The sequence below is a fragment of the Ornithinibacillus californiensis genome (assembly GCF_001038485.1).
Taxonomy (GTDB): Bacteria; Bacillota; Bacilli; order Bacillales; family Amphibacillaceae; genus Ornithinibacillus; species Ornithinibacillus californiensis.
The window spans coordinates 17390-30471 of the sequence record NZ_LDUE01000039.1; the positions used below are offsets into that span (position 1 = coordinate 17390).

General features: G+C 38.2%; 10 protein-coding genes and 2 other annotated features. Of the genes, 8 read left to right on the plus strand and 2 right to left on the minus strand.

The features are described 5' to 3' along the window. The first annotated feature begins 237 nt into the window (after positions 1 to 237). The 3 genes from TE34_RS09540 (at position 238) to TE34_RS20665 (ending at position 4088) form a co-directional block, all read left to right on the plus strand. Complete coding sequence (locus tag TE34_RS09540) at positions 238 to 1281, plus strand: LLM class flavin-dependent oxidoreductase (protein WP_047984595.1); 1044 nt, start codon at positions 238 to 240, stop codon at positions 1279 to 1281. A 1-nt stretch (position 1282) separates the two neighbouring features. After that, positions 1283 to 1936 carry an NADPH-dependent F420 reductase gene (locus TE34_RS09545; protein ID WP_157037618.1) on the plus strand — a complete coding sequence of 218 codons (654 nt, stop codon included), beginning with the start codon at positions 1283 to 1285 and terminating at the stop codon, positions 1934 to 1936. Between the two features lie 340 nt (positions 1937 to 2276). Then, positions 2277 to 4088, plus strand: coding sequence for a muramidase family protein (locus TE34_RS20665; RefSeq protein WP_053075035.1), 1812 nt, complete (start codon positions 2277 to 2279; stop codon positions 4086 to 4088). Positions 4089 to 4299: 211 nt separating this feature from the next. Here TE34_RS20665 and TE34_RS09560 read toward each other — a convergent pair whose 3' ends face one another. After that, positions 4300 to 6006: a serine hydrolase domain-containing protein gene (locus TE34_RS09560; protein WP_047984596.1), complete on the minus strand. Its 1707-nt coding sequence runs from the start codon at positions 6004 to 6006 to the stop codon at positions 4300 to 4302. A 347-nt stretch (positions 6007 to 6353) separates the two neighbouring features. On the opposite strand from TE34_RS09560, the gene TE34_RS09565 reads away from it, so the two are divergent. The 4 genes from TE34_RS09565 to TE34_RS21230 are packed head-to-tail and all read left to right on the plus strand — an operon-like array spanning position 6354 to position 10347. After that, complete coding sequence (locus tag TE34_RS09565) at positions 6354 to 7910, plus strand: spore germination protein (RefSeq protein WP_047984597.1); 1557 nt, start codon at positions 6354 to 6356, stop codon at positions 7908 to 7910. Beyond that, complete coding sequence (locus TE34_RS09570; RefSeq protein ID WP_047984598.1) at positions 7907 to 9025, plus strand: GerAB/ArcD/ProY family transporter; 1119 nt, start codon at positions 7907 to 7909, stop codon at positions 9023 to 9025. Before TE34_RS09565 ends, TE34_RS09570 begins: the two co-directional genes overlap by 4 nt. Then, positions 9006 to 10184 carry a Ger(x)C family spore germination protein gene (locus TE34_RS09575; protein WP_047984599.1) on the plus strand — a complete coding sequence of 393 codons (1179 nt, stop codon included), beginning with the start codon at positions 9006 to 9008 and terminating at the stop codon, positions 10182 to 10184. Before TE34_RS09570 ends, TE34_RS09575 begins: the two co-directional genes overlap by 20 nt. A 19-nt stretch (positions 10185 to 10203) precedes the next feature. Continuing rightward, positions 10204 to 10347: a hypothetical protein gene (locus TE34_RS21230; protein ID WP_169749097.1), complete on the plus strand. Its 144-nt coding sequence runs from the start codon at positions 10204 to 10206 to the stop codon at positions 10345 to 10347. A gap of 75 nt (positions 10348 to 10422) precedes the next feature. Here TE34_RS21230 and sstT read toward each other — a convergent pair whose 3' ends face one another. Beyond that, positions 10423 to 11667, minus strand: coding sequence for a serine/threonine transporter SstT (sstT, locus tag TE34_RS09580; protein ID WP_047984600.1), 1245 nt, complete (start codon positions 11665 to 11667; stop codon positions 10423 to 10425). 108 nt (positions 11668 to 11775) lie between these two features. Then, positions 11776 to 11994: a binding site (T-box leader), on the minus strand. A 67-nt stretch (positions 11995 to 12061) separates the two neighbouring features. Beyond that, positions 12062 to 12278, minus strand: a binding site (T-box leader). 198 nt (positions 12279 to 12476) lie between these two features. On the opposite strand from sstT, the gene TE34_RS09585 reads away from it, so the two are divergent. Further along, a complete protein-coding gene (locus TE34_RS09585; protein ID WP_053075036.1) occupies positions 12477 to 13082 on the plus strand; it encodes a PspA/IM30 family protein in 606 nt (201 codons plus the stop codon).

Below are 13082 nucleotides of genomic sequence, written 5' to 3' on the forward strand. Positions count from 1 at the left end.
CACTCTCATCTTACGGGCGGCATGATGTAATTCCGTGCTCCAAAGCCAAAAAGCTTCTCAAAAGTTATTTTAACTTTTGAGAAGCTTTTTTGAATTTACATAGACTGACCCTTTTGCTGGGAAATGTGAAAGTGAATCCTATTAGTTGAATGTTATTTAAACTAATCTAAAATAGAGTATGTACAACATGCGTCGTAAAAATAAATTAAATATATAATAGTAATTGGAGTGGAAAATATGGATGTTAATCAATTAAAATTTGGATTGGATACTTTTGGAGATGTTGCGGTAGATCATTCGGGTAAACAAATTTCTTATGAAGAATCCATCCGAAATATAGCAAAAGAAGGACAATTAGCTGAAGAAGTTGGTGTTGATGTTTTTGCATTAGGTGAACATCATCGAAAAGAGTACTCTATTTCAAGTCCGGAAATTATTTTGGCTGCGCTAGCTTCTGTTACAGAGAGAATAACTTTAGGAACTGCGGTCACGGTATTAAGTTCTGATGATCCAATCCGTTTGTATCAACGCTTTGCCACATTGAATGCTCTTTCTAATGGTCGATCACAAGTGATGATTGGAAGAGGCTCGTTCACGGAGTCTTTCGAATTATTTGGTTATGATTTAAAGGATTACAATGAATTGTTTGAAGAAAAAGTAGCCTTATTTGATAAACTAGTCAAAGGTGGACCGGTTACTTCAAATGGAAGATTTACACCTCACCTTGAGAATATGGAAGTTTACCCGAAAATGACGGAGAAAAAATTGGATGTACAAGTAGGTGTCGGTGGTACACCGGAGTCTGTTGTAAGAGCAGCACGTTATGGGTATCCATTAATGTTAGCTATTATTGGCGGAAACCCAATTCGCTTTAAACCCTATATTGAACTATATAAACAATCTGCTAAAAAGTTTGGTAATCCGATTCAGCCGGTTGGCATGCATTCTCATGGGGTAATTGCTGAAACAGATGAAGAAGCGATTGAAAGAGCGTGGAAGTATATCGTTCCAGCGATGAATAAAATTGGTTTGGAACGTGGCTGGGGACCAATGAGTCGTGAAGCTTTTGAAAATGAAATAGAGAATGGTTCATTTTATGTTGGTAGTCCAGAAACAGTTGCAAAACGAATGGCCAAAGTGATTAAGGAAATGGGTATTGAACGTTTTGATCTTGTCTATGGTATCAACGGGCAACGACAAGAAGAACGATTTCAAACGATTGAATTATTTGGAAAAGAAGTGATTCCACGAGTGAAAGAAATATTGAAAGAGGGGAATTAAATTGACCAAACCAATGATTGGAATACTAGGTGCGGGAAAATTAGGAATCTCTCTTGGTCAACTTGCAAGGCAGGCTGACTACCCAGTAGGAATAGCTGCATCTGGTCCAGCAGAAAAAATAGAATTAACCGTTGAAATTTTAGTTCCTGGTGCAAAAGCTTATACATCAGAAGAACTTATCCAAATTGCTGATATAATTATCTTAGCTGTACCGTTGAGTAAGTATCAACAAATTGATTCTTTATTGCTGCAAGATAAACTTGTAATAGATGCCATGAATTATTGGTGGGAAGTAGATGGAACAGATCAAGTATTTTCTGATAAAGAACTTTCTTCTTCAGAAAGAGTCCAGCAATATTTTGAAAAAAGTATTGTAGTGAAGGCTTTTAATCATATAGGTTACCACGATCTTGTAGACCATGCCAAGCAGGGTACAAAGGAAAATCGAAAAGCATTATTAATTGCTGGAGATGATAAAAAGTCAATCGATCAAGTAGAAAAAATTGTTGATGATTTTGGTTTTATACCATTAAATATAGGACAGTTGAAAAATGGGGTTATTTTAGAAACTGGTCGCCCATTATTCGGTGCGAGCCTGGGGTTAGAAGAATCGAAGGAAATGGTAAAACGTAGCTTAGAGGAGATTAGAAAATAGTAGTTATTAAAAATCAAGAAGAAAATAAAATCTTCCGTTCGACTTCGCATACTTTGGGAAAAAGATCTAGTCCATCATTGAGCTAAAGTATTACTGCAAGGACCGATTCCTTCTCTATAAAAATGTAAGAATGCAACATCAAGCTAATAAAAGAGCATCAAGATTTTAGCCGTCTATGGCAGAAATCTTGATGTTTTTTTAGTTTCCGGATAAAAAGAAAAGATTCAGATATCACTTGAGCTGCTATTTAAATTAGAATAATGATTCGCTTTCCTTTGAATACTAAACATCTAGCACTAATTATCAAGCTAAATGTCAATAAGTAGGAGAGTGGACAAAAGTGGACCAATTTCAAAGCTACGAACTTCAAAAGAGCAATACACAACATGACACTTATACATTGGTTATTTACTTAAATGATCACTTAACAGAGTTTGCCTCAGAATTAGGGACGGCTCCTAAAGCAAAAAAAGATATATTATCGACAGCTAGGCAAGTCATACGAGAAAGGTATCCAAATACCAAGGTCAACATGGTGAAGGTGATGATCGGTGGGATGTTGGTTGCTTCTATTCCACTTATGAATAACACTTCAACTGTATACGCCGCAGAATCAAGTACCACAACCATACAAGTAGCTGAGTCCAGTCAGGTTTATTATCAGGTATCATCTGGTGATACCCTTTGGGGAGTATCCAAGAAGTTTAATACATCTGTTGATAACATTAAGAAAGCCAACAACTTAACGAGTAATGTTTTGAAAGTTAATCAGCGTTTGATTATCCCAAAAGCATTTCACACCGTAAAATCTGGAGATTACTTAATAGCTGTGGCAAAGCAATATGGAGTTAGTGTAGAAGCCATCAAGCAAGCGAATCATAAGACAAGTGATTTGATTCGTCTCGGTGAAACACTTGTTATTCCTGTTGTAATGGGCGGTGGGACAAATATAGGAACACAAAATCTTGCCCCGACACAAATGACAAGTTCTTATACTGTTGTAGCGGGAGACTCTTTGTGGGGCATCGCCCAAAAGTTTAATACATCAGTAAGCAACTTAAAAAGTGCCAATAATCTCACGAGTGATAGCCTTCAAATAGGTCAACAATTATCTATACCAACTAGCGGGGAGGTTGTTCCTACTCCACCGCCAACACCAGCACCTACCGTTACAAGCACTTCCCACACAGTTGAAACAGGAGATACATTATGGGGGATAGCAAACCGTTATGGAACAACAGTAGATGCCTTAAAACAAGCCAATCAATTAGCCTCTAATGTGCTTCAGATAGGACAGACACTAACAATCCCAACGAGTAATCAGGAAGCACCGACGAAGGACAATCAAACATCAACCCCTTCACCAACAACAGAAGTAGAAAGAATAACCTTCACATACGCAGTTCGTTCAGGAGATAATCTGTCTGCTATTGCCGAACGCTATGGAGTTACGGTGGATGCAATCCGTTCAGCTAATGGCTTAACCTCTGACATTATACGTGTTGGGCAGCAACTAACCATTCCAAACGGAACAAACGCACCAACGCAAACTACCCAAAATACGATTACCTACAAGACACATACGGTTGTATCCGGTGATAATATTTGGAATTTGAGTGTGAAATACGGAATACCACAAGCAGAATTGTTACGTGCGAATAACTTAACGACTTCGAGTATGCTATCCATTGGTCAGAAGTTATCCATTCTGGTTCATAACATTGCTGTGAAAGAGGTAGTAAGTGAACGTCATGGGGAATATATGGATTGGTGGACCGAAGCCCAATATGTTTTTCCTATCAACAAAACCGCCAAAGTCACTGATTATGCTACGGGGAAAAGTTTTTACATCAAGCGAACAATTGGAGCCAATCATGCAGACTCGGAAACACTAACCGCAAATGACTCGAATATTGCAAAGTCCATTTGGGGTGGCTATTCATGGACTCCAAGAGCCGTTGTATTAGAAATAGATGGAAGAAAGGTAGCAGCCAGTATGTCTTTCATGCCGCATGATGTGGAGTATATCAAAGATAACGGGATCACCGGCCACTTTGATGTCTATTTTGGAAATAGTACTCGCCATAAAGATGGTGCTCCAGACGCTTCCCATCAAAAACAGGTAGAAATCGCAGCAGGAGTCGTTAAGTGATTAAGCCAGACATATGCCTTGATAGTTAGTGCGTTTTGAAAAGTGGGGAGCCATGAGAGTGGTTTCCCTCTTATTAGTAGAAGCAAATACATCATCTTCCTAAGAAAATAGAGGCCTCTCACATCACCTATGAGAAAGCCTCTTTATGAATAGAAATGTTTAAAAGGATAAAAAGTAAGTAATTTATAGATTGACGGTGTATTCTTGAATTTTAGTAATTACGTTTTGTCCAACCATCGCTATTAAAGTCTAGTGGTATTTCTTTGCTAGTAGATTCATTCAGCTTCAGATTCGCGACATACCACCCACGACCATGATAATACGTATCTGTATCATAACGGAAACGGATATGCGTTGTCCCGGCTGGAATCGTCACTTCTTTTGATAACCAATCTATACTGGTACCTGAGAATGGCTCCAAAACTGGTACCCAATTTTCACCATCAGTAGATACTTCTACAATTCCCAAGTCATAGTCTTGTTCTGTACGATACCACATATCAAATGCTAGAGTTGCATCAGAATCTAAATTTACTTCTGCAGTTAAGGTACGGTTTAATAAATCCCCATACCCTGCAAACCAAGCTCCTTCTTTCTTGTTTGGCATTGCTACAGGAATGGCATCTGCAACTAGTTCAGCAAATTTACGTCTTGCTGGATTTGTTGAAACCGTATAACGAGTTGGATGAACACGATTCGTTAGTAAAATAGCGATCGTGTCATTGTTTTGGTTGATTACAATAGATGTTCCCGTATAACCAGTATGTCCAAGTGAGGATGCTTCCGCTAAGCCTTCCATATACCACATTTGAGAAAGCTCCCAACCAAGTCCATGATCATCTCCAGGAAACTCAGGTATTTGGTTTTCAACTAATAATTGAACCGTCTCAGGCTGCAACAACTGTGTTTCACCATAACGGCCATCGTTCAAAAACGTATGTGCCAAAATGGCTAAATCATGGGCCGTAGAAAAGACGCCAGCATGCCCTGCAACACCTTCTAGAGCCCACGCTTTTTCATCGTGAACCTGTCCCCACACAATGCCTCTATCTGTCCATGGCATATACTCCGTAGCTGCAATTCGATATCTCAAAGATTCAGGTGGATTATACATCGTATCTTTCATATTGAGAGGGTCTGTGATGTTTTCTTTCACAAACTCATCAAGTCTCTGACCAGATAAGCGCTCAATTAAAAATCCTAATGTAATCATATTTAAGTCACTGTAGGTATAAACAGTGCCAGGTTCATTTGCTAGTGGATACTGAAGGACATATTGGTGGCGATCTTCACGGTCTCCATCAACGTCATACACGGGAGCGCTCGGTGGGAATCCAGATGTATGGGTCATTAATTGGCTGATTGTCACGTTCTCTTTCCCGTTTGTTGCGAATTCAGGGATATGTTCCGCGACAGGGTCATCAAGCTCGAAATAGTCATTTTCATATAAAATCATGGCTGCAGTTGTCGTGAAAATCTTACTAATGGACGCAAGGTCAAAAATCGTATCATTTCTCATTAGTATTTGATTTTCAGCTTCTGTAAAATTGTCATCCTCATAAAGGTAAGCATGTCCATAAGCTTCATGCTGAACAATATGCCCACCACGAGCGACAAAGGTTACGGCACCAGGGAATAACTCGTTTTCAATCATGGATTCCATCACTGAATCTATATTGGATAACGGTTCTTCCATCATGCCAGCACCATTTACGGAACCGGGATGCAGAACAGGTGAAGATGGTGCAGGAGTCCCCCATGAAAATTTTGGATGGGGCTTAAAAGATGATTTTTTGTTAGTTTGCTTCTCAATTGTTGGGCCATTAAAGTGATCAGACTCGGCCATTGTTGTATTAGAGCTAAAAACTATCGTGGTGAACATAATGATGGACAATACAATGTAGAACAATTTACGCATCTTTCTATTCCTCCTTATTAGTTATTAATAGACGTTTGGTTTATTATGTAAACGCTATCATAATTTGATTATAGAAAAATACGAATAACGGGTATATGCAACTTATGAATCAAAAATAATGGGAATTATGAAGGGTTTTATGGCTTAAGAAATGGGTGATATGGACGGGCTAATTCTAAAAACCGTCTCTAGATTGATCAATTACTTTGTGAACGGATACTATCTTTTTTTACCTCCTTTCAACTATCACCAACAATATATCCATTGAAGGCAGACCACCTCTGCATAATTTTTCTTATAAATGGGAAACCAAAGGAGAGGACTTTCTAACGACTAGAGGGGATTGTATGGTACGGCGGGTTTTTAAAAGACAAAAAATAAAAGCAAGACAGGAAGAAAATCAACAAAGTAAACCATCAAAACTAGATAGTAATTTAGAGGCAAATATCCAGCAGTTAAAGAAACTATTAGATGAACCAAGCGATTTGGTAATTAGAGAATTTCAAATTGGAGAAAATGATATTACAAGTGCCATCATTTATATCGATGGACTAATCGACAAACAGATAGTTCAGGATAGTATATTGGGAAACTTACAGGATTTAATATCAGGTCAGCATTTGCCCCAGGAAAGTACAGAACTATTTCAAAAGATTTTCCAAACCTTCATTTCTATCAGTACGACAGAGATAGGAAATACACATGATGATGTAGCAAATGCAATTCTTTCTGGAAAATCTGTCTTTTTTTTAGATGGGCAGCAGTCGGTAATAATAATGGATACAAAAGGTGGGGAGAGCCGCTCGATTCAACAGCCAGTTGCGGAAACAGTAGTCCGTGGGCCAAGAGCAGGATTTGTTGAAAACCTCGGTACCAATTTATCACTACTCCGAAGAGCTCTCCAGACCTCTGATTTACGATTTAAAGCCTATCAAATTGGTGAACGCAGTAAGAAAAGCCTTGTCGTTGCATATGTAGATGGTGTTATTAATCCGGCAATCGTTAAAGAAGTAAGTAGAAGGATAGAATCCATTGAAATTGATGATGCCCCAGAGTCAGGGTTCATTGAACAATGGATTGAAGATAGTTTCTTATCTCCATTTCCACAAATTGATAGTACCGATCGATCTGATAAAGCTTCCTCCGCTCTTCTGCAGGGGAAGGTAGTAATTCTATTAGATGGTACGCCATTTGTATTAATTGCCCCCATTGTTTTGGGGGATATCTTAAAATCCCCGGAAGATTATTATGAACGATGGTGGATTGGAACATTACTTAGGATGTTACGTTATCTTGCAGCATTTATCGCTTTGATGCTACCCGGATTGTATATTGCATTAGTGTCTATACATCCTGGATTGTTACCCACTGAATTAGCACTTTCCATCGCTGCGTCTAGAGAGGGAGTTCCCTTTCCACCGGTTGTGGAAGCATTTCTAATGGTAATTACGATGGAATTATTACAGGAGGCAGGAATTAGATTACCGACACCAATTGGACAAACGATAGGAATCGTTGGAGGACTAGTTATCGGAGAAGCAGCTGTAACAGCAGGTATTGTTAGTCCGATTATGGTCATTGTCATTGGGCTTACGGCAATTGCTGCATTTGCAAATCCATCATTTAGTATTGGGATAACATTTCGCATCATTCGTTGGGGGTTCATGATAGCTGCGGCGATTTTTGGTCTCTATGGAATTGTCCTAGTTTACATTATTATCAATATTCATATAGTCAATCTAAAAAGTTTTGGTATACCGTACTCAACACCTTTTGCTCCTAATATTGCAGGAGACTGGAAGGACCTTGTTATACGTGCACCTATGACAATGCTAACGAAACGGCCAAGATTTCTTGCTCCAAAAGACTCGAATTCTGCAAATAAAGGGGTAAAAGATTCATGAAATCTCTCGAATATGGAGATGAGAAAATAAGTGAGAAAGAAATATTGATTGCTATACCGTCGATGGTTATTGGGGTAGGTATCCTCTCATTACCGAGAAGAATTGCGGATGAAACGATTGGCTCTGATGGATGGATTGCACTAGTCATTGCAGGGGCGGTTTGTGTTCTAATGATTTGGTTGATGGCTAAACTAGCCGCAAGATTTCCACATCAATCGTTTATTTCCTATGCTTCTATCATTGTGTCAAAACCTATTGCCAAGATTATTACCTTTCTATTTGCTGTTCTTTTTATCTCTATAGCCGCCTTTCATATACGAGTACTTGGGGATACATCTCAACAATATTTATTTAATCAGACACCGGTCGAGGTTGTAACCTTGTCTTTCTTATTAGTTGTCGTCTATGCAGTCTCAGGGGCCCGTGCGGCATTGTTCCGGTTGAATATGCTCTTTTTCCCTTTTATTATCTTCATTTTGCTACTTGTATTAATCTTTAATTTTAGGTGGATTGAACCATCTAATTTACTACCAGTGTTTCAAACGAATGTGAAGGATTATTGGAAAGGGATACAAACAAGTACTCTTTCCTATATGGGATTTAGTATTGTCCTGTTTTATACAGCGTTTGCTCGACAACCCAAGAAGGCTCCTAAAATAGCTGTGCTTGGTATGACAATTCCTATAGTCATCTATGTCTTTGTTTATTTAACGTGCCTAATGGTTTTTGGTCAAATTTCAACCTCGAATTTACTATTTCCAACAATTGATTTAGCGAAACGAATAGAGTTACCAGGCGGTATCCTGGAATCAGTAGAATCGGTATTTTTTGTTGTTTGGACGATGGGTGCATTTACTACAACAGCTATGGCATTGGATGTTTCTATTTTAGCACTAAGTTACATTTTTAATCGGATGAAGAAGATTGGGCTTGTTTTAATTCTAAGTCCTATCGTCTATTATATTGCATTATTACCAAGAGATATTAGTCAAATTTCACTCATTGCAGGTCTACTAGGAACGATCGTGATTTCATATTCCTTTTTAACAACTCTAGTATTATTCCTAATCGCTAAATTAAGAGGAGTGGGACGTAATGATAAAACGAGTGCATAAACTGTTTATCTGCTGTCTTGTGCTCATACTTCTCTCTGGCTGCTGGGATGGAATTAGTATAGAAGAGCGTGGATTTATTATAGGAATGGCGATAGATGTAGCAAAAGATGGGAATAAAAATGGAAGTAATGATGAATTAACATTAACTAGCCAAATCGCAGTGCCAGCAGGTTTGGGTACTCCCAGTGGGGGAGGTGGGGGCGGACAAAAGGGATATATGAATATCTCTGCAAGCGGGATAAGTATCTATGATATTGCCCAGGATGTGGCTAACCAAACGAATAAAATGCCATTTTTTGAACATTTAAAAGTTATAATCGTTTCGGAGGAAGTTGCATCTATACCAGAACTGTTTGCTAATGTGATGGATGTTTTTATCCGTAATAGAGATACACATCGGGGAATATACGTAGTCATTTCGAAGGGGAAGGCGATGGACATTTTAGATATCCAACCAGAAAATGAACAGCTACCTGCCCGCTACATCGATAAAATACTGGAAAATAGTCTGAGAAAAACAGGTGAAATGAAGCCAGTAAGGATTGGCGACATTCACGAATATTTGTTAACAGAGAGTAGCTTTGTATTGTCAGAGGTAGCGGCTAAGAATAATAGAATAAATTTTGAGGGCGGCTCAGTCTTTAAAGGAGATTCAAGTAAAGTGATCGGGAGCTTAAGTCTTGAAGAAATGCTCGGGTATGAACTAATAACGGGACAAGAGGTACGAGGCCCCGTTGTGGTGGATTTTAAAGGTCATTTAACAGCTTATTCGATTAGAGAAGCAAATAGTAAGATTAAAATAAAGGCAAAGGATCCGAAAAACATCGAAATAGATGTAATAATAAAATTAGAGGGAGAAATGCAGGAAACCTTTGGGACGGTGAAACTCCAAAAAACAAGTGAAGTAGAAGCCTTAGAAAAGGCTGTCTCTGATAAAGTTAAGGAAATTGCCAATAAGTCTATCGAACAAGCACAAAAAGAGCTAAAGGCTGATGTTTTTGGTTTTGGAGATAACTTAAAGAAATTTCACTATGAAACATGGGAACAAATGAAAGACAACTGGGATAAAGGTGATAATTATTTTTCCAACAGCACTGTAAACGTAACCGTAAAGACAGAAGTTCGGTCTGATGGGGTTATTTACAAATCGAAAGAGTGAGAGAAGGGAGTTTCTTTGTTTGTGGGATTTGATATTAGGATTTTTACCAGAGAACTTAATTTTCATTTGTACCATTCTGGCTTTCGCTGTTCCTTATTCTGTCTACAAAATCAATCAGAAGCTACATCAAAGTGGAGATCCTCCTTGGAAGGAAGAAAGTTAGAAAAAGCTGTCCCTATGTCAATGTCATGACCATAGAGACAGCTTTTTATCAATTAAAAATTACGATTTCTAATTATTACACGACTTCACTTGTATTAATTACTATTTCCTCTCCAGCCTTACGCTTTTCAGCATATTCCGCAGTTGCTGTGAAGAGGACATCAGTGGAAGAATTAAGTGCTGTTTCAACAGAGTCCTGTAATACACCAATGATGAATCCAACTGCAACGACTTGCATCGCGATATCATTAGAAATTCCGAAAAGACTAGCAGCTAAAGGGATGAGTAATAAAGATCCACCGGCAACACCTGACGCACCAGAAGCGGATATTGCAGCAAGAACAATAAGAATAACTGCTGTGAAAATATCTACTTCAATGTTTAGGGTGTGAACAGCAGCAAGTGTTAAGACAGAAATGGTTACTGCCGCACCAGCCATATTGATTGTACCTCCCAATGGAATCGATACGGAATACGTATTTTTATCCAACCCAAGTCTTTCCGCTAATTTCATATTTACTGGAATGTTTGCGGCTGAACTACGAGTAAAGAATGCTGTAATACCACTTTCCTTTAGGCAAGTAAAAACAAGCGGATATGGATTTTTTCGGATGTAAAAATAGACAATAAGTGGGTTAATCACAAGAGCTACAAAGAACATACAGCCTAACAGAACAACAAGTAATTTTCCATAGCCTAGTAAAGCGGATAGCCCACTAGAAACAATAGCATTGAAGACAAGTCCCATAATTCCAACTGGTGCAAAGTTGATTACCCATTTCACGATAACAGTGATAGCATTAGAGAAACTCTCTATCACATTTTTAGTAGATTCCGATGCATTTCTTAATGCGATTCCTAATAATACAGCCCAAACTAATATACCAATATAATTAGCACTCATTAGAGCGTTAACTGGATTATCTACAATGTTAAATAGTAAAGTTTCGAGAACTTCTAGGATACCACTTGGAGGAGTTAAATCTTCTGCTCCTGATACAAGTGATAGCTTAACAGGAAAAATAAAGCTTGCAAGAACACCAACTAGGCCAGCAGAAAATGTCCCTATCGCATATAGGACTAGAATAGATTTCATATTAGTTTTATTTCCATTTCTTTGTTTAGAGAGGGCATGCATAACAAGGAATAAAACTAGTATTGGTGCAACTGCCTTTAAAGCACCTACGAACAAATCCCCAAATATAATAATCCAGCTCATTGCATCAGGTAAGGATAATGATAAAATAATACCAATAATAATACCAATAAGAATTCGTCTTACTAAACTTACTTGATTCCACTTAAGTAATAAACTTTTCATTTCTTTCCCTCCGTTTATATATGATTGTTTAACTCTAAAACCAGAAAATAGCTACCTTGACTTAGTATTCCTCCTTTCCCAAAAATAAAAAAACACACTCATCCCAAACATTGGGACGAGTATGTTAACCCGTGGTTCCACCCAGATTCCCATAAGGTAGACCTTATGGCTCCAGTGCTTGTAACGTAGCATGACGGTATTGGATACTCATTTCCCCAATACAGCTCCAAGGTGGTAAATTACTTTCCGCCGTTTAGGAAGTTCTCAGCAATCCTTCCTTCTCTGTAAAACTGTAAAAATAATTCATGTCCTTATCAACGCGAGTAATATATTGTTGTAAAAATGCTTGAGCTCGATAAAACCTAGAAAAATAAAAAAACACACGCATCCCTAAGATTGGGACGAGTATGTTAACCCGTGGTTCCACCCAGATTTCCATAAGACATTCCTTATGGCTCCAGTGCTTTAACGCAGCATAACGGTATTGGTTACTAATTTCACCAAACAGCTCCAAGGTGGTAAGTTACTTCACTACGTTAGGAAGGTCCCAGCAAATCCTTCCCTCTCTGCAAACTTGTAAAAGTAACCCGTGTCCTTTTCATAGCTATTAAACGATTGAGATTGCTTCAATAAATTATTCCCTATCATATATCATCTTTTATCACATTTCAACCTATTTTTTTAAAAATTTAATTTACTGTAATTAGATAGTGATTTTTAGACTACGTTTTCCTTTTGATATTTCTGAAACTTTTCATCCGGATTTTACGTAATTATAGTACTATTGAAGTAGGGGAGTGGTGGGGGAAATGAGTATTTTAAAACGAGTTAGGACGATTTTAGCTAGTAATATACATGCAAAGGTTACTGCATTGAAAAATCCAGAAACTGAAATCAGCATGTTTATTCGAGAAATGGAACGAGACCTTAGAGAATTTACTGCTGAAAGTGAGGCAGCACTAGCTGGTAAGCATCGCATAATAAGAGAACTTGAAACTTGCCAAGCAGAAGTGAACAAGATGGAACGCTATGCAGTGAAAGCACTAGAAATGGTAAATGAAGACAAAGCCCGAAGCTTTCTAATAAAGAAAGCGGATCTTAAGATAAAAGTTAATCAATTAGAAAAGCAGCTGGAGCTTGCATCTATAAAAGCAGAACAAATGAAGCTAGTACAAGAAAAACTCGAGTCAGATGTTAGAGAACTTCGTAACCGCAGAGATGAATTAGTTGGTAGGTTAACAGTTGCAGAGAGTAAGAGAAACGTGTTCGAAAAGGGACCTTCTCAATCAAACGTTCGTTTAACTACTTTTGACCGGCTCGAAGAACAAGCCAACCGTGCCTTGGCAGAGGCTGAAGCGCTTGAAGAGTTAAAAAGAGGAATTGATGTAGAAATCGAAAATATAGATAAGAGGTGA

Coding starts and splice junctions, on each gene's coding strand:
- TE34_RS09585 (WP_053075036.1), top strand. CDS start 12,477: ATGAGTATTTTAAAACGAGTTAGGACGATTTTAGCTAGTAATATACAT.
- TE34_RS09565 (WP_047984597.1), top strand. CDS start 6,354: ATGGTACGGCGGGTTTTTAAAAGACAAAAAATAAAAGCAAGACAGGAA.
- sstT (WP_047984600.1), bottom strand. CDS start 11,667: ATGAAAAGTTTATTACTTAAGTGGAATCAAGTAAGTTTAGTAAGACGA.
- TE34_RS09570 (WP_047984598.1), top strand. CDS start 7,907: ATGAAATCTCTCGAATATGGAGATGAGAAAATAAGTGAGAAAGAAATA.
- TE34_RS09540 (WP_047984595.1), top strand. CDS start 238: ATGGATGTTAATCAATTAAAATTTGGATTGGATACTTTTGGAGATGTT.
- TE34_RS09575 (WP_047984599.1), top strand. CDS start 9,006: ATGATAAAACGAGTGCATAAACTGTTTATCTGCTGTCTTGTGCTCATA.
- TE34_RS09560 (WP_047984596.1), bottom strand. CDS start 6,006: ATGCGTAAATTGTTCTACATTGTATTGTCCATCATTATGTTCACCACG.